The sequence below is a fragment of the Kitasatospora sp. McL0602 genome (assembly GCF_052076145.1).
Taxonomy (GTDB): Bacteria; Actinomycetota; Actinomycetes; order Streptomycetales; family Streptomycetaceae; genus Kitasatospora.
Window position 1 is genome coordinate 5,258,816 of sequence record NZ_CP197246.1, and the last position, 19,956, is coordinate 5,278,771.

17 protein-coding genes are annotated in these 19,956 nt (G+C 71.2%); 6 read left to right on the top strand and 11 right to left on the bottom strand.

What is annotated here, in order from left to right; genetic code table 11:
* Positions 1-16: 16 nt before the first annotated feature.
* The 3 genes from ACR68M_RS23920 to ACR68M_RS23930 form a co-directional block, all read right to left on the bottom strand.
* Positions 17-799, bottom strand: a complete 783-nt coding sequence (locus ACR68M_RS23920) for a hypothetical protein (protein ID WP_441246154.1) — start codon at positions 797-799, stop codon at positions 17-19.
* Between the two features lie 433 nt (positions 800-1,232).
* On the bottom strand, positions 1,233-1,490 hold the full coding sequence (rpsT, locus tag ACR68M_RS23925; RefSeq protein WP_441246155.1) for a 30S ribosomal protein S20: 258 nt from the start codon (positions 1,488-1,490) through the stop codon (positions 1,233-1,235).
* Positions 1,491-1,618: 128 nt separating this feature from the next.
* Entirely contained in the window at positions 1,619-1,924 is a 306-nt protein-coding gene (locus ACR68M_RS23930; protein ID WP_441246156.1) for an antibiotic biosynthesis monooxygenase family protein, read from the bottom strand.
* Between the two features lie 200 nt (positions 1,925-2,124).
* Here ACR68M_RS23930 and lepA point away from each other — a divergent pair, with 200 nt between their 5' ends.
* The gene (lepA, locus tag ACR68M_RS23935) at positions 2,125-3,996 is read left to right on the top strand and encodes a translation elongation factor 4 (protein WP_441246157.1); all 1,872 of its coding nucleotides are present in this window, start codon (positions 2,125-2,127) and stop codon (positions 3,994-3,996) included.
* Positions 3,997-4,078: 82 nt separating this feature from the next.
* Here lepA and ACR68M_RS23940 read toward each other — a convergent pair whose 3' ends face one another.
* The 3 genes from ACR68M_RS23940 to ACR68M_RS23950 are packed head-to-tail and all read right to left on the bottom strand — an operon-like array spanning position 4,079 to position 6,627.
* Positions 4,079-5,146: an NAD(P)/FAD-dependent oxidoreductase gene (locus tag ACR68M_RS23940; protein WP_441246158.1), complete on the bottom strand. Its 1,068-nt coding sequence runs from the start codon at positions 5,144-5,146 to the stop codon at positions 4,079-4,081.
* A gap of 48 nt (positions 5,147-5,194) precedes the next feature.
* Positions 5,195-6,106: a sigma-70 family RNA polymerase sigma factor gene (locus tag ACR68M_RS23945; protein ID WP_441246159.1), complete on the bottom strand. Its 912-nt coding sequence runs from the start codon at positions 6,104-6,106 to the stop codon at positions 5,195-5,197.
* Positions 6,107-6,123: 17 nt separating this feature from the next.
* The gene (locus tag ACR68M_RS23950; protein ID WP_441246160.1) at positions 6,124-6,627 is read right to left on the bottom strand and encodes a MarR family winged helix-turn-helix transcriptional regulator; all 504 of its coding nucleotides are present in this window, start codon (positions 6,625-6,627) and stop codon (positions 6,124-6,126) included.
* A 75-nt stretch (positions 6,628-6,702) separates the two neighbouring features.
* Here ACR68M_RS23950 and ACR68M_RS23955 point away from each other — a divergent pair, with 75 nt between their 5' ends.
* On the top strand, positions 6,703-7,983 hold the full coding sequence (locus tag ACR68M_RS23955) for an MFS transporter (RefSeq protein ID WP_441246161.1): 1,281 nt from the start codon (positions 6,703-6,705) through the stop codon (positions 7,981-7,983).
* A 46-nt stretch (positions 7,984-8,029) separates the two neighbouring features.
* Complete coding sequence (locus ACR68M_RS23960; protein WP_441246162.1) at positions 8,030-8,947, top strand: EamA family transporter; 918 nt, start codon at positions 8,030-8,032, stop codon at positions 8,945-8,947.
* Here ACR68M_RS23960 and ACR68M_RS23965 read toward each other — a convergent pair.
* On the bottom strand, positions 8,944-10,842 hold the full coding sequence (locus tag ACR68M_RS23965) for an ABC transporter ATP-binding protein (RefSeq protein WP_441251699.1): 1,899 nt from the start codon (positions 10,840-10,842) through the stop codon (positions 8,944-8,946). The genes ACR68M_RS23960 and ACR68M_RS23965 overlap by 4 nt on opposite strands.
* A gap of 110 nt (positions 10,843-10,952) precedes the next feature.
* Positions 10,953-12,686, bottom strand: coding sequence for an ABC transporter ATP-binding protein (locus tag ACR68M_RS23970; protein ID WP_441246163.1), 1,734 nt, complete (start codon positions 12,684-12,686; stop codon positions 10,953-10,955).
* Between the two features lie 285 nt (positions 12,687-12,971).
* Between ACR68M_RS23970 and ACR68M_RS23975 the strand changes: the two genes are divergently transcribed.
* Together ACR68M_RS23975 and hemW are read left to right on the top strand one after the other, a co-directional pair.
* Positions 12,972-14,870, top strand: a complete 1,899-nt coding sequence (locus tag ACR68M_RS23975) for an AMP-dependent synthetase/ligase (RefSeq protein WP_441246164.1) — start codon at positions 12,972-12,974, stop codon at positions 14,868-14,870.
* A gap of 50 nt (positions 14,871-14,920) precedes the next feature.
* Entirely contained in the window at positions 14,921-16,150 is a 1,230-nt protein-coding gene (gene hemW / locus ACR68M_RS23980; RefSeq protein WP_441246165.1) for a radical SAM family heme chaperone HemW, read from the top strand.
* Positions 16,151-16,173: 23 nt separating this feature from the next.
* Here hemW and ACR68M_RS23985 read toward each other — a convergent pair whose 3' ends face one another.
* The 3 genes from ACR68M_RS23985 to htpX are packed head-to-tail and all read right to left on the bottom strand — an operon-like array spanning position 16,174 to position 18,552.
* Entirely contained in the window at positions 16,174-16,992 is an 819-nt protein-coding gene (locus ACR68M_RS23985; RefSeq protein ID WP_441246166.1) for a DUF3097 domain-containing protein, read from the bottom strand.
* A 41-nt stretch (positions 16,993-17,033) separates the two neighbouring features.
* Positions 17,034-17,618 (bottom strand): PspA-associated protein PspAB, encoded by a 585-nt coding sequence (pspAB, locus tag ACR68M_RS23990; protein WP_441246167.1) that lies wholly within the window; start codon positions 17,616-17,618, stop codon positions 17,034-17,036.
* Positions 17,619-17,628: 10 nt separating this feature from the next.
* Positions 17,629-18,552: a zinc metalloprotease HtpX gene (gene htpX, locus ACR68M_RS23995; protein WP_441246168.1), complete on the bottom strand. Its 924-nt coding sequence runs from the start codon at positions 18,550-18,552 to the stop codon at positions 17,629-17,631.
* A gap of 346 nt (positions 18,553-18,898) precedes the next feature.
* On the opposite strand from htpX, the gene hrcA reads away from it, so the two are divergent.
* Complete coding sequence (gene hrcA / locus ACR68M_RS24000) at positions 18,899-19,912, top strand: heat-inducible transcriptional repressor HrcA (RefSeq protein ID WP_441251700.1); 1,014 nt, start codon at positions 18,899-18,901, stop codon at positions 19,910-19,912.
* Positions 19,913-19,956: the final 44 nt, after the last annotated feature.

Sequence of the window (19,956 nt, forward strand, 5' to 3'; positions counted from 1 at the left end):
GCAGCCCCCTCCGGCTCTACTGGACGGAGTTCGGGCCGAGGGCCTTCAGCGCGTCCCGGCTGTCCATCAGCAGCGCCTGCCGCACGGTGTCGCGGTCCGGCGGGCTCGACCGCCCCTCCTGGTACGAGCCGGACCAGCTCAGGTAGTACGTGAGCCCGCCGTCGCGGACGTACAGCACCTGGGTGAGGTAGTGCCAGGTCCGGTCCGAGCTGCTCGGGTCGTCCAGGTAGCCGACGTACGCGTGCTCGCCGAGGGCCGGCACCTCGGTGATCTGGTACTTCCGCTGCCGCAGGCTCTCCTGCTGCGCCTCGAACTCGGCGGTGGGGTCGACGGCCTTGTGCAGCTGGGCTTCCACGTAGAGCGAGGAGTAGTCGGTGTCGCCGGCGCTCTTCTTGAGGTACTCGCTGCAGTACATGTCGTCGAGCGCCGGGTGCCGGGTCGAGTAGTGGTACGGCTGGCCGGACTGCGCCGGGTAGAGCTGGCTGAACCGGTTGAAGCGGGTTGCGGCGCAGAGGTCGCCGACCAGGTGGTAGCCGTGCAGGCCGGGCACCGAGCTGTCGGGGGTGACGAGGCCCGGCACGGTGATCACGGCCGTCGCCCACACCGCCGAGGCGACGAGTGCCCCGCCGACGCCCCAGAGCAACCCCCGGCGCCGCCGGCCGCGCACCGGGGCAGGTGGGGCAGGTGGGGCCGGTGGGCCGGGCGGGGGGTCGAGCGGGGGAGGGGGCGGTCCGAACGACGAGGTCGGGCCGGGGAAGGCCGCGTAGCCGCCCGGCCCGGTCTCGGTGGGTGTCGACATTCTGATGAGCCCCCAACTGGGTGTCCCGAGCTGACCAGCGAACCCTATCGGTGACAGTGCGGGCACGGAGGGTGAGGGCCCCCGGCGCGTCACCCGCCCGGTCTACCCGGACAGCAGCCGGAAAACACCCGGGGACGCCAAGAACGCCAGAAACGCCGAAAGGCGCCGCAGCCACCCCTGGAGAGGGGCGGGCTGCGGCGCCTTTCGGTCCGCTGCCTGCGTGTACCGCACCCGCGTGGCGAACGCAGGCCGCGTGCGGTACGGAGTCCGTACGCCTCAGGTCTCCGGATAGAGGGCCGGAGTCGGTCTGAGGGCTGTGCCGGTGGGGGCGGGTAGAGGGCCGCCGGTCCACCGACCGGTCCGGGCGGGGCCCGGGAGGTTCTGTCGGCTGGAGTCAGCCGGAGTCAGGCAGCGGACGAGTCCGGGGACTCGATCAGGCAGCGACGACCTTGGTGATCGCGGACTTCTTGTTGGCAGCCTGGTTCTTGTGGATGACGCCCTTGCTGGCGGCCTTGTCGAGCGCCTTGGAGGCGGCACGGGCCAGCACGATCGCCTTCTCGGTGTCACCGGCGGCAGCGGCCTCGCGGGCCTTGCGCACAGCGGTCTTCAGCGAGGACTTGACGGCCTTGTTGCGCAGGCGCGCCTTCTCGTTGGTCTTGTTGCGCTTGATCTGGGACTTGATGTTCGCCACGAAGGAGCCTCAGTCTTTTTCAATGGATTGAACGGGTTGGCACCACGGTCGCGACAGGCTGAGAGGGCATGCCGAAACCAGGTGCAGCGCCCAACGCTACCAGGGGTGGTCGAGCGTCCCCAAACCGGCTAGGCCGTCACGGCGGGTGCGCCGTAGTGCTCGACGGTCGGGAACGGCGAGTAGAAGTGGTGCAGCAGCGCCCGCCACTGCTGGTACTCGGCCGAGCCCCGGAATCCCTCGGTGTGGTCGGCGAGCGTCTCCCACTCCACCTGGAGCAGGAAGCGCGCGCCGCGCCCCTCGTCCAGGCAGCGCCGGAGTTCCAGCGAACGGAAGCCGCGCTGGACCGAGATCAGCGGCTTGGCCTCGGCGAAGGCGGCCAGGAAGGCGTCCTCCTGCCCCGGCAGGACGTCGAGTATCGCGCTCTCAAGGATCATGATCCGAGATCATCGCTCACCGCCCACGGCCAGGGACAGTCCGGTACGGCGAGCCGCTCGCCGCTCGTGGGAGAATGGTCGGAACCATGTCGATCGGACGAGACCGTCCGGTCCCCGGGAAACCGGTCAGCAGCGACGGACGATCCGTCGGCGATGACCCGGACACCCCGGCCCCCGGACCCACGGAGAATCGGACCAAGGTGCCCGCGACCCCCAGCAATGTGCCACAGCCCAGCCGCACCGACCCGGCGCTGATCCGCAACTTCTGCATCATCGCCCACATCGACCACGGCAAGTCGACGCTCGCCGACCGGATGCTCCAGATCACCGGCGTCGTCGACCCCCGGCAGATGCGTGCTCAGTACCTCGACCGGATGGACATCGAGCGCGAGCGCGGCATCACCATCAAGTCGCAGGCGGTCCGCCTCCCGTGGGCGCCGTTGACCGGTGAGGGCGTGGGCAAGACCCACATCCTCAACATGATCGACACCCCGGGCCACGTCGACTTCACGTACGAGGTGTCCCGCTCGCTCGCCGCCTGCGAGGGCACCGTCCTCGTGGTCGACGCGGCCCAGGGCATCGAGGCGCAGACCCTCGCCAACCTGTACCTGGCGCTGGAGAACAACCTCACGATCATCCCGGTCCTCAACAAGATCGACCTGCCGGCCGCCCAGCCGGAGAAGTACGCCGCCGAGATCGCGCACATCATCGGCTGCGACCCCGAGGACGTCCTGAAGGTCAGCGCCAAGAGCGGCCTGGGTGTCGAGGACCTGCTGGACCACGTGGTCGCGAAGGTCCCCGCCCCGGTCGGCGTCAAGGACGCCCCGGCCCGCGCGATGATCTTCGACTCGGTCTACGACACCTACCGCGGCGTGGTCACCTACGTCCGTGTGGTCGACGGTGAGCTCACCAAGCGCGAGCGCATCCAGATGATGTCCACGGGTGCGACGCACGAGCTGCTGGAGATCGGCGTCATCTCGCCCGAGCCGAAGGTCTCCGACGGCCTCGGCGTCGGCGAGGTGGGCTACATCATCACCGGTGTGAAGGACGTCCGGCAGTCCAAGGTCGGTGACACCATCACCTCGATGCACAAGGGTGCGACCGAGGCGCTGGGCGGCTACAAGGACCCGCGTCCGATGGTGTTCTCCGGCCTCTACCCGCTGGACGGCAGCGACTACCCGCTGCTGCGCGACGCCCTCGACAAGCTCCAGCTGAACGACGCCGCCCTCGTGTTCGAGCCGGAGACGTCGGTCGCGCTGGGCTTCGGCTACCGCTGTGGCTTCCTGGGGCTGCTGCACCTGGAGATCGTCCGGGAGCGGCTGGAGCGCGAGTTCAACCTCGACCTGATCTCCACCGCCCCCAACGTGGTCTACCGGGTGGTCATGGAGGACGGCACCGAGCACACCGTCACCAACCCGAGCGAGTTCCCCACCGGCAAGATCTCCCAGGTGCACGAGCCGGTGGTCCGCGGCTCGATCCTGGTGCCCAACGAGTTCGTCGGCGCCGTGATGGAGCTCTGCCAGGGCCGTCGCGGCAACATGCAGGGCATGGACTACCTCTCCGAGGAGCGGGTGGAGCTGCGCTACACCCTGCCGCTCGCCGAGATCGTCTTCGACTTCTTCGACATGCTGAAGTCCAAGACCCGTGGTTACGGCTCCTTCGACTACGAGCCGATCGGCGAGCAGTCCGCCGACCTGGTCAAGGTCGACATCCTGCTGCACGGCGACGCGGTCGACGCGTTCTCCGCGATCGTGCACAAGGACAAGGCCTACAACTACGGCATCATGATGGCGGGCAAGCTCCAGAAGCTGATCCCCCGCCAGCAGTTCGAGGTGCCGATCCAGGCGGCCATCGGCTCCCGGGTGATCGCCCGTGAGACCGTCCGCGCGATCCGCAAGGACGTCCTCGCCAAGTGCTACGGCGGTGACATCTCGCGTAAGCGCAAGCTGCTGGAGAAGCAGAAGGAGGGCAAGAAGCGGATGAAGATGGTCGGCCGCGTGGAGGTCCCGCAGGAGGCCTTCATCGCCGCGCTGTCCACCGACGCGGATGCCCCGAAGGGCGAGAAGAAGTAGCACGCGCGAAGCGAACTGTGGGGTCCTGGGCAACCGCCCAGGGCCCCACGGTCGTCTCCGCAGCCGTCCGCACGGTCGTCCTTCAGCGCAGGCTCGCGCCCACGCCCGTGACGATGACGGCCTTCGCCAGCCGCCCGGCCGCGCCGGTCAGGGCCGTCGGGCGCATCGAGTCGTCGCCGTGGATCAGCTGGAGCAGCCCGTCCCGGCGGCCGAGGCTGAGGCACTGGACGGCGTACCGGTAGGCGAACGGCTTGTCCGGCCCGCCGGCGAGCAGCTTGCCGACGTACTGGCCCATCGGCAGGGCGGTCGCGCAGCCCATCCGCAGGGTGCCGGTGCCGGGCACGGTGACCGAGGCGGCATCGCCGATCACGTGCACCTCCGAGTGGGAGACCGAGCGCAGGTGGTCGTCCACCAGGGCCCGCCCGTCGGGTGCGCAGGCGAGTCCGGCCTCGGCGGCGAGCGGGGCGGGCTCCATCGAGGCGGCCCAGACCACCACCTCCGCCTCGATCGGGCCCCGGCCGGTCTGCGCCCCGGCCGGGGTGACTCCGGTGACCGGCGTGTGCTCGTCGACCCGTACGCCGAGCCGCTCCAGCGTCCGCAGCACGTGGGCCCGGCCGTTGGCGGAGAACCAGCCGCCGACCTGCCCGGCGGCGACCAGCCGGACCTGCCACTGCGGGTACGCCTCGGCGAGCTCGGCCGCCAGCTCGATGCCGGTCGCGCCGCCGCCGACCACGGCGACCGTGCCGGGGCGGGCGGCGCCGCGCAGCCGGTCGCGCAGCTCGGCCGCGCGCTCGGCCGGGTAGGCGTGCTCGGCGGCGCCGGGCACGCCGTGCCAGGCGGTGCGGCTGCCGAGGGCGTGGACCAGCGTGTCGTACGCGAGGGTCTCGCCCGAGTCGAGGAGCACCTTGCGGCCCGTCAGGTCCAGTTCGGTGGCGCGGGCCGGCCGGTGGGTGACCTGACGGCCGCGCAGCAGGTGGGCCAGCGCCGGCCGGTGCTCGGGGTGCCCGGCGGCGGTCTCGTGCTGGCGGATGCGGTGCAGGAAGTGGGTCTCGGGGGCGACCAGCGTCACCCTGTGCCGACGGGCCGCCCTGGCTGCCGCGCTCAGCCCCGCGTACCCCGCGCCCAGTACCACGATGTGCTGCCCGGTCATGTCGTCCGCCCTTCCGAGGTGGTGTCGGGAAGGGGACGACGCAGCCGGTCAGGGTGTGACGGTGACCCTCGTCACATGCGTCAGCTTCTCCGGGTTGACCACCACGTACACCTCGGTGATCCGGCCGCCGGAGACGGTGAAGGCGAGCACGCCGCCGACCCGGCCCTCGGGGTCGCTCCAGAGCAGTCCGGGTTCGCCGTTGACCAGGGCGACGGAGGTCGTGACGCCCGAGCCGGGGCCGATCCACTTCGCCGCCAGGCCCGCGACCATCCGGGCGACCTTGTCGGCGCCCAGCACGGGCCGGGCTCCGGCCGTGACGATGCCGCCGCCGTCCGAGTGCCAGACCACGTCCGGGTCGAGGACGGCCAGCAGCCCCTGGAGGTCGCCGCCGGAGCTCGCGGCGGCGAAGGCGTGCACGGCCTGCCGGTGCTCCGCCGGGTCGACCGGCCCGCGCCGGGCCTTCTCCCGCACCCGGCGGCGGGCCCGGGAGGCCAGCTGGCGGGTGGCCTCGGGGCTCCGTTCGAGGGTGCCGGCGATCTCGTCGAAGCCGACCGCGAACACGTCGTGCAGCACGAACGCGGCCCGCTCGGCCGGGGTGAGCTGCTCCAGCACGGCGAGCAGGGCCAGCGAGACCGACTCGCCCAGCTCGGCCTGCCGGTCGGGGGAGTGCTCGTCGTCGACCAGCGGCTCGGGCAGCCACTCGCCGAAGTACGACTCGCGCCGCACCCGGGCCGAGCCCAGCAGGTCGTAGCAGAGCCGGGTGACGACGCTGGTCAGATAGGCGCGCGGGTCGGCGACCGCCGCCCGGTCGGCGGCGTGCCAGCGCAGCCAGGCCTCCTGGAGCACGTCCTCGGCGTCGCTGAACGACCCGAGCAGCCGGTAGGCCACCGAGCCCAGGTAGCGTCGCTGCGCCTCGAACACCCCTACTGAGAAGACTGCTGCTGATCCGTCGTCACGCACGGCGTCACGGTACTGCCTCAGTCGGTGGCGGCGTCCAGCAGGCGTCGGAGCAGCTCGTTGAGGGTGCCGACCTCGGCGGGGGTGAAGCCTTCGAGGGCCGTCTGCTGGACGGCCAGCCCGGCGCCGACGGCCTGGTCGATCAGCTCCAGGGCGGTCGGGGTGAGGGTGACGCGCAGGGCGCGGCGGTCGGTCGGGTCGGGGGCGCGGGTGAGCAGCCCGGCCTTCTCCAGCTTGTCGAGCCGCCCGGTCATGCCCCCGGTGGTCAGCATCAGGGTGGCCGTCAGCTCGCGGGGGGAGAGGGTGTACGGCTCGCCCGAGCGGCGCAGGGTGGCGAGCACGTCGAACTCGCCCCGGCTGATGCCGTACGGGGCGTACGCCTGCTCGCCCCGCTCGCCCATGGCCCGCGCGATCCGGTAGATCCGGCCGAAGGTGGCCATCGCATCGGTCTGGAGATCGGGTCGGACGCGGCTCCACTGCTCGGAGATGGCGTCGACCGCGTCGGGCCGCTGGGGGGTGTCCATGGGCCGAGTCTGGCACAGCGGGTTGCTGGCGAGAAAGTAGCTCGCAAGTAAGTAGCTTAGTGCTAAGTTACTTACATGCTTTCGAATCAGACGGCTCGGACGGCCCAGGCGGCGCAGCCGGCCCGGCCGACGAGCCAGGGCCGCTTCCCCGGTGAACGCCTCCTCCTCACCGGCCTGGCCGTCGACGCCCTCGGCAACGGCATGTACGTACCGTTCAGCCTGGTCTTCTTCCGCCACGTCACCGGCCTCCCGCTGCCCGTCATCGGCCTGGTGCTGACGATCACCGGGCTCGCCGGGATGGCCACCCTGCCGCTGGTCGGCTCCGCCGTGGACCGGTACGGCGCCCGGCGGATGCAGGTCGCGCTCTACCTGGTGCGCGGCCTCGGCTTCGCCGCCTACCCCTTCGCCGACTCGCTCGCCGCCTTCTTCCTCGTCGCACTCGTCACCTCCGCCGCCACCCGGGGCTTCCCCGCCGTCCAGCAGGCCCGGATCGGCGAACTCGTCTCCGGCGCCGGGCTGGAGCGGCTCCAGGCCCTCAGCCGCAGCCTCGCCAACGCCGGGCTCGGTGCGGGCAGCCTGCTCGCCGCCCTCCTGGTCGGCTATGCGGGCGGCACCGGCTACACCGCCGCCGCCTGGCTGAACGCCGCCAGCTTCCTGGTCGCGGGCGCCCTGGCCATCCGGGTGCCGCAGGGCGCCGGTGGCGGCGGCCGCCCCCGCGAACGGGTCGGCTACCGACAGGTCCTGACGGACCGTCCGTTTCTCGGCCTGACCACCGCCAACTTCCTGATCTCGATGGGCTACGCCTCGCTCGGCGTCCTGCTCCCGGTCTACCTGACCACCGTGCTGCACGAGCCGCAGTCGCTGACCGGGATCGCCTTCGCCGTCAACACCGTGCTCTGCGCGGCACTCGGCGTGCCCGCCGGGCGGCTCGTCCGCCGCTTCGGCAGCCGCAACCGGGCCGCCGCGACCGGCGCCGCGCTGTTCGCCGCCGCCTTCCTCGGGCAGGCCGTGCTCGGCCTGGTGGCCCCGGGCTCCGGGTGGCTGGTCGCGGGCGTGTTCGCCGCCGTGGTGGTCGCCACCTTCGGCGAGATCGTCCACAACCCCGCCGCCTCCGCCCTGGTCACCGCCGCGGCACCGGCCGCCCTGCGGGGCCGCTACATGGCCGCGTACCAACTCTCCTGGTCATTCTCCGCCGCGCTCGCGCCCTCGCTGCTCACCGGCCTCTCGGCGCTGGACGGGCGCTTGCCCTGGGTGGTCCTGGCGGTCGGGATGCTGCTCGGGGCGGCCATGCTCCTGCGGCTCGAACGCCGCCTCCCGGCCGAGGCGGTCCGCGCCCCGGCTCTCGCCGAGGTCTAGGCCACCTGAGTACAGGCCACCTGCCGCTCGTCGAAGGGTTCTGTTCATGCGTACCGTCCTGCTCACCGCGCTGGCCCCGCTCGTCTGGGGGTCGACCTATGCCGTGACGGCCGAGTACCTGCCGCCGGACCGGCCGTTGCTCGCGGCGACCGTACGGGCGCTGCCTGCCGGGGTGGCGCTGCTGGTGGTCGGGCGGCGGCTGCCCGAGGGGGCGTGGTGGTGGAGGACCGCGGTGCTCGGGGGGCTGAACATCGGGGTGTTCTTCGCGCTGCTGTTCATCGCGGCGTACCGGCTGCCCGGTGGGGTCGCGGCGGTGCTCGGGGCCGTCCAGCCGCTGATCGCGACGGGGCTGGCGTGGCCGCTGCTGGGGGAGCGGGCGGGGGCCCGGCGGGTTGCGGCGGGTGTGGCGGGGGTGCTCGGGGTGGCCCTGGTGGTGCTGCGGGCCGGTGCCCGGCTGGACACCCTGGGGGTGCTCGCGGGGCTCGCCGGGGCCGTCTGCATGGCGGCCGGGACGGTGCTCTCCAAGCGCTGGGGCCGCCCCGAGGGGGTCGGCCCGCTGGCGATGACGGGGTGGCAGCTGACGGCGGGCGGGCTGATGCTGCTGCCGGTCGCGCTGTTCGTCGAGGGTGCGCTGCCCGTGCTGACCGGCACCAACCTGCTCGGCTACCTCTACCTCGCGGTCGTCAACACCGCCGTCGCGTACTGGTTCTGGCTCCGGGGCATCGAGCGTCTGCCCGCCGGTTCGGTGGCCTTCCTCGCCCTGCTCAGCCCGCTCTCCGCCGCCGTGATCGGCTGGGCCGCGCTCGGCCAGGCGCTGAGCCCGCTCCAGCTGCTCGGGGTGGCTGTCGCCCTCGGCAGCACCGTGGCCGGCCAGGGCCGCCCGGCCCGCCCGGCAATGCAGAAGGGGCACGAGGCGCTGCTCACCGAGCAGGACCCCGCGCCCCTTGGTAGACGCAGTGCCTAGTCGACCTCGGCGACCGCCTGGGCGAACTGGGCCTGGTACAGGCGGGCGTACGCGCCCTTGGCGGCGATCAGCTCGTCGTGCGAGCCCTGCTCGACGATCGAGCCGTTCTCCATCACCAGGATGACGTCGGCGTCCCGGATGGTGGAGAGGCGGTGCGCGATGACGAAGCTGGTGCGGCCGGTGCGCAGGGTGGCCATGGCCCGCTGGATGAGCACCTCGGTACGGGTGTCGACCGAGCTGGTCGCCTCGTCCAGGACGAGGATGCTGGGCTGGGCCAGGAAGGCGCGGGCGATGGTGATCAGCTGCTTCTCGCCCGTGCTGACGCCGGCGCCCTCGTCGTCGATCACCGTGTCGTAGCCCTCGGGGAGGGTGCGGACGAAGCGGTCGACGTGCGCGGCCCTCGCCGCCTCGATCACCTGCTCGCGGGTGGCCGACTCGGCCCCGTACGCGATGTTCTCGGCGATGCTGCCGCCGAAGAGCCAGGTGTCCTGGAGCACCATGCCGATGCCGGAGCGCAGCTCCTCGCGGGACATCGCGGCGATGTCCACGCCGTCCAGGGTGATCCGGCCGCCGCTGACCTCGTAGAAGCGCATCAGCAGGTTGACCATGGTGGTCTTGCCCGCGCCGGTCGGGCCGACGATGGCGACGGTGTGGCCGGGCTCGACCTTGAGCGAGAGGCCGTCGATGAGCGGCTTCTCCGGCTCGTACCGGAAGGAGACCTCCTCGAAGGAGACTCGCCCGTGCAGCTCGGCCGGGCGCTCGGGCATGGCCGGTTCGGGCGTCTGCTCGGGGGCGTCCAGCAGCTCGAAGACCCGCTCCGCCGAGGCGACGCCGGACTGCACCAGGTTGGCCATCGAGGCGACCTGGGTGAGCGGCTGGCTGAACTGCCTCGAGTACTGGATGAACGCTTGCACGTCACCGATGGACAGCGCGCCGCTGGCCACCCGCAGACCGCCGACGACCGCCACCAGCACGTAGTTGAGGTTGCCGATCAGCATCATCGCGGGCTGGATGATGCCCGAGATGAACTGCGCCTTGAAGCTGGAGGCGAAGAGCGCCTCGTTCTCCTGGCGGAAGGTCTCGGCGGCCTCCTTCTGCCGGCCGAAGACCTTCACCAGCGCGTGGCCGGTGTACATCTCCTCGATGTGCGCGTTCAGCGTGCCGGTGGTCTTCCACTGGGCCATGAACTGCGGCTGCGCCCGCTTGCCGACCTTCGTCGCCACGATCACCGAGGCGGGCACGGAGATCAGCGCGATCAGCGCGAGCAGCCAGGAGATCCAGAACATCATCGCCAGCACGCCGACGATGGTGAGCAGCGAGTTCACCACCTGGCCCATGCTCTGCTGCATGGACTGGCCGATGTTGTCGATGTCGTTGGTGACGCGGCTCAGCACCTCGCCGCGCGGCTGCTTGTCGAAGTAGCTCAGCGGCAGCCGGGAGATCTTGGCGTCGACCGACTCGCGCAGCCGGAAGACGGTGCGCTGGATCACCCGGGCGGCCAGGCGGCCCTGGAAGATGCCGAAGACCGCCGAGGCGACGTAGATGGCGAGCACCCAGAGCAGGACGGTGCCGATGGCACCGAAGTCCATGCCCTGGCCGGGGGTGAAGGGGACGGAGGAGAGCAGGTCGGCGATGCTGCCCTTGCCGTTTGCCCGCAGCCCGTCGATGATCTGCTGCTTGGTGGCACCGGCCGGCTGCTGCTTGCCGATGATCCCGGCGAAGATCAGGTCGGTGGCGTGGCCGAGGATCTTCGGGCCGACCACGGCGCAGCCGACGCTGAACGCGCCGAGCGTGAACACGCCGTAGAGGCCGGCCCGCTCGGGCCGCATCAGCTTCAGCACGCGCTTGCCGGAGTTCTTGAAGTCCATCGACTTCTCGGTGCCCTGGCCGCCCATGAAGCGGCCCGGCCCGGCCGGGCCGCGCCGGGCGGCGGCGGTCTGCGAGTCGCTGACCGGGGCCGCCTTCTCGGATGTGGGCTTCTCCGGGGTGGGCTTCTCCGGGGTGGTCACGCCGCCTCCTGCTCGGTGAGCTGGGAGAGCACGATCTCCCGGTATGTCGGGTTGTCGGCCATCAGCTCGTGGTGGGTGCCGCTGCCGACGACGGCGCCTTCGTCGAGCACGATGATCCGGTCGGCGTCCCGGATGGTGCTGACGCGCTGGGCGACGATCAGCACCGTCGCCTCGGCGGTCTCCTGGGAGAGCGCCTTGCGCAGCCGGGCGTCGGTCGCGTAGTCGAGAGCCGAGAAGGAGTCGTCGAAGAGGTAGATCTCGGGCTGCCGCACCAGGGCGCGGGCGATGGCGAGCCGCTGGCGCTGGCCGCCGGAGACGTTGCCGCCGCCCTGGGCGATCGGGGCCTCCAGACCGAGGTCGAGCTGCTCGACGAAGTCCTTGGCCTGGGCGACCTCCAGCGCGTGCCAGAGCTCCTCGTCGGAGGCGTCCGGGCGGCCGTAGCGGAGGTTGCTGGCGACGGTGCCGGAGAAGAGGTACGGCTTCTGCGGCACCAGGCCGACCGTCTCGGCGAGCAGCTCGGGGGAGAGCTCACGGACGTCGGCGCCGTCGACCAGCACGGAGCCACCGGTCGCGTCGAAGAGCCGGGGGACGAGCCCGAGCAGGGTGGACTTGCCGCTGCCGGTGGAGCCGATCACGGCGGTGATCTCGCCGGGCCTGGCGACCAGGTCGATGCCGAGCAGCACGGGCGCCTCGGCGCCGGGGTAGCGGAACTCGACGTCGCGCAGCTCCAGGTGCCCCTTGCGGCGCAGCTCGGTGACCGGGCGGACGGGCGGCACCACGCTGCTGTCGGTGCCCAGCACCTCCTGGATGCGCTCGGCGCAGACCTCGGCGCGCGGCACCATCATGAACATGAAGGTGGCCATCATGACGCTCATCAGGATCTGCATCAGGTAGGAGAGGAAGGCCGTCAGGGCGCCGATCTGCATGCCGCCGCTGTCGATCCGGTGCCCGCCGAACCACAGCACGGCGACGCTGGAGATGTTCACCACCAGCATCACGGCGGGGAACATGAAGGCCAGCATCCGGCCGACCCGCAGGCTGACGTCGGTCAGCTCCTGGTTGGCGCCGCCGAAGCGGTCCTGCTCGTGGGTGTCCTTGACGAAGGCCCGGATGACCCGGATGCCGGTGATCTGCTCGCGCAGGATGCGGTTGACCTTGTCGATCCGCACCTGCATCGAGCGGAACTGCGGGCGCAGCCGCCTGACCAGCAGCGTCACGACGGCGCCGAGCAGCGGCACCACGACGATCAGCAGCGCGGAGAGCGGCACGTCCTGGTTGAGCGCCATGATGATGCCGCCGACGCACATGATCGGGGCGGCGATCATCAGGTTGAAGCCCATCAGCGTGACCGTCTGGACCTGCTGGACGTCGTTGGTGGTGCGGGTGATCAGGGAGGGTGCGCCGAAGCCGCCGAGCTCCCGGGCGGAGAACCGCTGCACCTGGTCGAAGACGGAGGCGCGGATGTCCCGGCCGACGGCCATCGCGGTGCGGGCCCCGAAGTAGACGGCACCGATCGAGCAGAGGGCCTGGGCGATGGTGACGGCGATCATGACGCCGCCGATCTGCAGGATGTAGCCGGTGTCGCCCTTGATCACGCCGCTGTCGATGATGTCGGCGTTGAGCGTCGGGAGGTAGAGCGCCGCGATGGTGGCGACGAGTTGGAGCAGGACCAGCAGGGTGATCGGTTTGGAGTACGGGCCCAGGTGGGTCCGGAGAAGTTTGATCAGCACTGAGACACTCTCGTTGTCGGCTGGGGGATTCGCATCCCATTTTCATACTTCGTGTGGGCTTCAGGGGGGCTTTGCCGAGCCCCGACCCGCAGGCTTGTACTGTCCTTTGCACTGCCGGACCGGGCAGGTGTCAGGTTTATCAACCCCCTTACGGAACGGCTCCGTACCCCCTAGGCTGCTGATTGCCCTCTTGTTACTCACCGGTTAACAAGGTTGGTTGCAAGTCGGCCGGTCGCTGCCCCCACGCCACCGCCCCACCCTCGGCCCGCCCCCCGGAGGTCCTCGTTGAGTTCCGCGCATTCCATGATCGAGCGACGCCCGGTGTCCGTGGCGCACCTCTTCCTGAGCAGGGTAGAGGCCACACCTGACGCTGAGGCGTACCGGTACCCGGCTCCTGTCGACGAGCACGCCGCCGACGGTGCCCCCGGCGCCGAGCAGTGGCGCTCGCTGACATGGGCGCAGACGGCAGTACGGGTCAAGGCGGTGGCCGCCGGTCTGATGTCCCTCGGCATCGCGGCGGAGGACCGGGTCGCGATCGCCTCCGCCACCAGAGTCGAGTGGATCATCGCAGACCTCGGCAACATGTGTGCCGGGGCCGCGACCACCACGGTCTACCCCAGCACCAACGCCGAGGAGACGGCGTACATCCTCTCCAACTCGGAGAGCCGGGTGCTCTTCGCCGACACCGTGACGCAGCTCGACAAGGTGACCGCCCAGCGGGCCGAGCTGCCCGCGCTGGCGACGGTGGTGCTCTTCGACTCCCCGGCCGAGCGCCCCGAGGTCGACGGCCTCACCGTGCTGACGCTCGCCGAGCTCGAGCAGGCCGGCGCCGCGTACCTGGCCGACCACCCCGACGCGATCCAGAAGTCGATCGACGGGCTGGACCGCGAGCAGCTCGCCACCCTGATCTACACCTCCGGCACCACCGGCCGCCCCAAGGGCGTGCGCCTGGTGCACGACTGCTGGGCGTACGAGGCCGTGGCCCAGGAGGCCAGCGGGCTGCTGCGCTCGGACGACGTGCAGTTCATGTGGCTGCCGCTGTCGCACGTCTTCGGCAAGACCATGATCTCCGGGCAGATCCGCACCGGGCACGTGATGGCCGTGGACGGCCGGGTCGACCGGATCATCCACAACCTGCCGGTGGTCCGCCCGACCATCATGGCCTCCGCGCCGCGCATCTTCGAGAAGGTCTACAACGGCATCGCCGGCAAGGCCCGCGCCCAGGGCGGGGCCAAGTACAAGATCTTCCTCTGGGCGGCCCGGGTCGCCCGCGAGTACTCCAGCACCGTGCAGGCCAACCGGATCGCCACCGGCACCGGCTCCGTGCCGTTCGCGCTCAAGCTCCAGCACACCATCGCCGACAAGCTGGTGTACACCAAGATCCGCGCCGCGTTCGGCGGCCGGATGCGCGGCTCGGTCTCCGGCAGCGCCGCGCTGGCCCCCGAGATCGGGCACTTCTTCGTCGGGGTCGGCGTGCCGATCCTGGAGGGCTACGGCCTCACCGAGACGAGCGCCGGCTCCAGCGTCAACCGCGCCGAGGACGTCCGGGTCGGCACCATCGGCCAGCCGCTGCCCGGCACCGAGGCCCGGATCGCCGAGGACGGCGAGATCCTGCTGCGCGGCCCCGGCATCATGCGCGGCTACCACCAGATGCCCGAGCAGACCGCCGAGGTGCTGGAGGCCGACGGCTGGTTCCACACCGGCGACATCGGCGAGCTCGACAAGGACGGCTTCCTGCGGATCACCGACCGCAAGAAGGACATGTTCAAGACCTCCGGCGGCAAGTACGTCGCCCCCAGCGAGGTCGAGGGCAAGTTCAAGGCGATCTGCCCCTTCACCAGCAACATCCTGGTGATCGGCAACGGCCGCAACTACTGCACCGCGCTGATCGCCCTGGACGAGGCGGCGATCATGCCGTGGGCCGCCGACCACGGGCTGGCGGGCAGGTCGTACGCCGAGGTCGCCGCCTCCCCGCAGGTCAACGAGCTGATCGAGGGCTTCGTGAAGCGCCTCAATGGCGACCTGCAGCGCTGGCAGACGATCAAGAAGTTCACCCTGCTCCCGCGTGACCTCGACGTCGAGCACGGCGAGCTCACCCCCAGCCTGAAGATCAAGCGCCCGGTCGTCGAGAAGACGTACGCGGACGCGGTCGCGGGCATGTACGCGGGCGCCAACGAGGCGTGATCGGTCTGGGTCCGGTACGGCTCACCTGAGCCGTACCGGACAATAGGGGTATGCCCTCCGCACTCCCCGACGGCGAACCCGTGCCGTCCGACGGCTCCCTGCCCGCCCACGCCCTTACCGGGCTGGGCGAGCGGCCCTTCGGCTTCTACCTGCACGTGCCGTACTGCGCGACGCGCTGCGGCTACTGCGACTTCAACACCTACACCGCCACCGAGCTGCGCTCCTCAGGCGCCGTCGCCTCGCAGGAGACGTACGCCGACAACCTCACCGCCGAGATCCGGCTCGCCCGGAAGGTGCTCGGCCAGACCGACCTGCCGGTGCAGACGGTCTTCCTCGGCGGCGGCACGCCGACGCTGCTGCCCGCCGCCGACCTGGTGAAGGCGCTGGCGGCGATCCGCGACGAGTTCGGGCTCGCGCCCGGCGCGGAGATCACCACCGAGGCCAACCCCGAGTCCGTCGACCCCGCCTACCTCGCCGAGCTGCGGGCCGGTGGCTTCAACCGGATCTCCTTCGGCATGCAGAGCGCCAAGCCGCACGTGCTCCAGCTGCTCGACCGCCACCACACCCCCGGCCGCCCGGAGGCCTGCGTCGCCGAGGCCCGCGCGGAGGGCTTCGACCACGTCAACCTCGACCTGATCTACGGCACCCCCGGCGAGTCCGACGACGACTGGCGGGCCTCGCTGGACGCCGCGATCGGCGCCGGGCCCGACCACGTCTCGGCGTACTCGCTGATCGTCGAGGACGGCACCAAGCTCGCAACCCGGGTCAAGCGCGGCGAACTGCCGATGATCGACGACGACGTGCACGCCGACCGCTACCTGATCGCCGAGGAGGCCCTCTCGGCGGCCGGCTTCGAGTGGTACGAGGTCTCCAACTGGGCCACCAGCGAGGCCGGGCGCTGCCGCCACAACGAGCTCTACTGGACGGGCGCCGACTGGTGGGGCGCAGGCCCAGGCGCCCACAGCCACGTCGGCGGCGTCCGCTGGTGGAACGCCAAGCACCCCGCCGCGTACGCGCAGGCGCTGGCCGAGGAGCGGACACCCGCCCTCGGCCGCGAGGTCCTGCCGGACGAGGACCGCCGGGTCGAGCGCATCCTCCTGGAGCTCCGCCTCCGCGAGGGCTGCCCGCTCCCGCTGCTCGCCGCAGCCGGGCTCCGAGCCGCCGAGCGCGCGCTGGCCGACGGCCTGCTCGACGCAGCGGCCTTCGCCGAGGGGCGGGCGGTGCTCACCCTGCAGGGGCGGTTGCTGGCCGACGGCGTCGTCCGGGACCTGGTGGACTGAACGCAACCGGGTAGCCCCCGGGGTCAGCCTGTTGTGACGAAGTCGATGAGGTGTTCGACCTTGCCGAGGAGGGCGGGCTCCAGGTCCTTGTAGGAGTTGACCGAGGCGAGGATGCGCTTCCAGGCGGCCGGGGGGTCGACGGGCCAGCCGAGGCGGCGGCAGATGCCCTCCTTCCAGACCTCCTCGTAGGGGACGTCGGGCCAGCCGGGGATGCCGACGCTGGTGGGCTTCACGGCCTGCCAGATGTCGATGTAGGGGTGGCCGACGACCAGCACGGAGGCGTCGGTGACCTGGGCGGCGATCCGGTGTTCCTTGGTGCCGGGCAGCAGGTGGTCGACCAGGACGCCCAGGCGGCGGCCCTCGCCGGGGGCGAAGTCGGCGACGATCGCGGGGAGGTCGTCGATGCCCTCCAGGTACTCGACGACGACGCCCTCGATCCGCAGGTCGTCGCCCCAGACCCGCTCGACCAGCTCCGCGTCGTGCCGGCCCTCGACGTAGATCCGCGACTCCCGGGCGACCCGGGCCCGTGCGCCGGGCACCGCGACCGACCCGGAGGCCGTCCGGCTCCGGTCGGGAGCGGGGGAGGCTGCGGCGGGCCGCACCAGCGTGACGACCTGGCCCTCCAGCAGGAAGCCGCGGGGCGTCATCGGGAAGACCCGCCGCTTGCCGAAGCGGTCCTCCAGCGTGACCGTGAAGCCCTCGGCGGTCTTCTCACACCGCACCACCGCCCCGCAGAAGCCGGTGGCCGCCTCCTCCACCACCAGCTCCCGCTCCGCGACGACCTCGGGCGCCGGCCGCTGCTGCTTCCAGGGCGGGGTCAGATCCGGTCCGTAGCTGCGCATCCGGCGATCATACGATTCCGGACGCCGCGTCAGAGGCCCCGTCAGAGTCCGGGCGCGCCCCAGACCGGGAACCACCGGGTGAGGTCCTGCTCGACCCGCAGGTCGTTGCCGAGCATCGCCTTCACCTGGAGTTCGACCGGGCTGTTGCGCTTCTCGCCGCCGCCCGGCATCGGGGCGAACGGGTAGAAGCTGCCCCGCTTGTAGAGGTAGACCAGCCCGAGCGACTGGCCAGAGGCGTTGCGGAATCCGACGATCGAGCAGAGCAGCTGCGGCCCGAAGCCGTTCGCCTCCAGCTCGCTGTTGACCGCGTGCAGGTCGTTGACCAGCTCCGGCAGCTCCTCCGGCTTGTGCCGGGAGAGCAGCCAGGAGTAGCCGTAGCCGTCCTGGCTGGCCTCCACCGGCACGCCGCCACTGGCCGTGTCGGCGTCCAGCAGGGCCCGGACCTGCTGCTCCACCTCGCCGAAGGCGCCGCCCTCGACGGCGGCGAAGCAGACCGATCCGAGCCCGGTCGGGGTGAACCCGGCGGCCGCCTCCAGGGTGAGCGCGGCGGAGGGGATGCCGAAGAGCTGGTCGAGGTCCGGCCGGACGGGCTTGGTCCGGCCGAAGAGTGCGTCGAGGAATCCCAACAGAAGCTCCTTAGCGGCCGAGTTCGGTGGAGATCTTGCCGAGCTGCTCCAGCCGCTTCTCCAGCGACGGGTGGGTGGACATCAGCTGGGTGGCGGCGTCCCGGGCGCTGAGCGCGGGGGCGAAGTAGAAGGCGTTGTACGCCTGCGACGAGCGCAGGTCCTTGCTGGGGATGGCGGCGATCTGGCCGGTGACCTTGGTGAGCGCCGAGGCCAGCGCGCTGGGCCTGCCGGTGAGCTGGGCGGCGGCGCGGTCGGCGGCGAGCTCGCGGTAGCGCGAGAGCAGCCGGGTGAGCAGGAAGCTGATCGCGTACACGACCATGCTGACCAGCGGGATGACCAGCATCGCGATCGCCGCGTTGCTGTCGTTGTTGTTGTTCCGGTTGCCGCCCATGAAGCCGCCGTAGAGGGCGATCCGGGTCATCATGCCCGCCAGCACACCGAGGAAGCCGGCGATCGTCATCACCGCGACGTCCCGGTGGGCGACGTGCGAGAGCTCGTGCGCGAGGACGCCCTCCAGCTCCTCCGGCTCCAGGCGGCGGAGCAGGCCGGTGGTGACGCAGACCACGGCGTTCTGCGGGTTGCGGCCGGTGGCGAAGGCGTTCGGCATGTCGTTGTCCGCGACGGCGACGCGGGGCTTGGGCATGTCGGCCAGCGCACAGAGCCGGTCGATGGTGCCGTGCAGCTGCGGGTACTGCTCGGGGGTGACCGCGCGGGCACCCATCGCCCGTTCGGTGATCTTGTCGCTGAACCAGAACTGGGCGACGAAGAGCCCGCCCGAGATCAGCACGATCAGCGGCCACGCCCCGCGCAGCAGGACGATCAGCACCCCGGTGAAGCCGACGTAGAGCAACCCGATCAGGAACATCGTGGTGATCATCCGACCGGTCAGCCCTCGGTCGGGTGCGAAGCGGGAGTGCTGGGGTGACGGCGACATCACGGCTCCTTCGATCCCAATGCCCGGTATCACGTTCCGTCTTCGATGCTGCCACCCGACGGCCGCGCAGGCACCGCCCCCGCGCGGGAGATCCGGCCCGGAATCGGACGAGGATCACTCAAGCGGGCCGTTCCTGCCGCCGTGAGGGGGCCTTACACTGGCAGGTACGGTTCTGGCACTCTGCCTTTCAGAGTGCCAAAGGGCCCGTCAGCTACCAGCACAACGGACGAAGACGGAGGTGCGTGCCGTGCACAACGAACGAGTCAACGAGCGATTCAGCGAGCGCAGGCCCGACGAACGCAAGTCCGACGCGCGGCAGCTCGACACCCGCCGTGACCTCCGTCCGTTGGACGACCGCAAGCTCGCCGTGCTGCGCGCCATCGTCCAGGACTACGTCGGCACCGAGGAGCCCGTAGGCTCCAAGGCCCTGGTCGAGCGGCACAGCCTCGGGGTCTCCCCGGCGACGGTGCGCAACGACATGGCGGCGCTGGAGGAGGACGGCTACATCCACCAGCCGCACACCAGCGCGGGCCGCATCCCCACCGACAAGGGCTACCGGCTCTTCGTCGACCGGCTGGCCGAGGTCAAGCCGATGAGCGCGCCCGAGCGGCGCGCCATCCGGCACTTCCTCGACGGCGCGGTCGACCTGGACGACACCGTCGCCCGGACGGTCCGGCTGCTCGCGCAGCTGACCAGACAGGTCGCGGTCGTCCAGTACCCCTCGCTCTCCCGCTCCACCGTCCGGCACGTCGAGCTGGTCGCGCTGGCCCCCGCCAAGGTGATGCTCGTCCTGATCACCAACACCGGCCGGGTCGAGCAGCGGATGGTCGACTGCCCCGGCACGGTCGGTGAGACCGTCCTCGCGGAGCTGCGGGCCCGGCTGAACGCGCGTGCGGGCGGTCAGCGGCTGCCCGACGTGCCCGGTCTGCTGGAGGACCTCCCGGCCGCATTCGAGGCGGCCGACCGGCCGACCGTCACCACGGTGCTGGCGACCTTCTTCGAGACCCTCGCCGAGCAGAACGAAGAGCGGATCATGCTCGCCGGCACGGCGAACCTGACACGGTTCGGGCACGATTTCCCGCTCACCATCCAGCCCGTCCTGGAGGCCCTGGAGGAGCAGGTCGTCCTGCTCCGCCTGCTGGGCGAGACGGCGGACGCCGGGATGACCGTCCGGATCGGCCGGGAGAACGAGTACGAGGGGCTCAATTCCACCTCCGTCGTCTCCGTCGGTTACGGTTCGGGCGACGAGAGCGTGGCAAAGCTGGGTGTGATCGGCCCGACCCGGATGGACTACCCCGGCACAATGGGGGCGGTCCGTGCGGTCGCACGGTACGTGGGTCAGATCCTGGCCGAATCCTGAGCAGTAAGCCGCGGGGCCATCGCCTCGCGGACTCGTCGCAGCAC

Bases quoted from the DNA above. Each gene is read 5' to 3' on its own strand.
- ACR68M_RS23930 (WP_441246156.1), bottom strand. From the start codon at position 1,924: ATGATCCTTGAGAGCGCGATACTCGACGTCCTGCCGGGGCAGGAGGAC.
- ACR68M_RS23965 (WP_441251699.1), bottom strand. From the start codon at position 10,842: ATGGGCGGCCAGGGCACCGAGAAGTCGATGGACTTCAAGAACTCCGGC.
- ACR68M_RS23940 (WP_441246158.1), bottom strand. From the start codon at position 5,146: ATGACCGGGCAGCACATCGTGGTACTGGGCGCGGGGTACGCGGGGCTG.
- ACR68M_RS23960 (WP_441246162.1), top strand. From the start codon at position 8,030: ATGCGTACCGTCCTGCTCACCGCGCTGGCCCCGCTCGTCTGGGGGTCG.
- ACR68M_RS23985 (WP_441246166.1), bottom strand. From the start codon at position 16,992: ATGCGCAGCTACGGACCGGATCTGACCCCGCCCTGGAAGCAGCAGCGG.
- ACR68M_RS23920 (WP_441246154.1), bottom strand. From the start codon at position 799: ATGTCGACACCCACCGAGACCGGGCCGGGCGGCTACGCGGCCTTCCCC.
- ACR68M_RS23950 (WP_441246160.1), bottom strand. From the start codon at position 6,627: ATGGACACCCCCCAGCGGCCCGACGCGGTCGACGCCATCTCCGAGCAG.
- hemW (WP_441246165.1), top strand. From the start codon at position 14,921: ATGCCCTCCGCACTCCCCGACGGCGAACCCGTGCCGTCCGACGGCTCC.
- ACR68M_RS23955 (WP_441246161.1), top strand. From the start codon at position 6,703: ATGCTTTCGAATCAGACGGCTCGGACGGCCCAGGCGGCGCAGCCGGCC.
- htpX (WP_441246168.1), bottom strand. From the start codon at position 18,552: ATGTCGCCGTCACCCCAGCACTCCCGCTTCGCACCCGACCGAGGGCTG.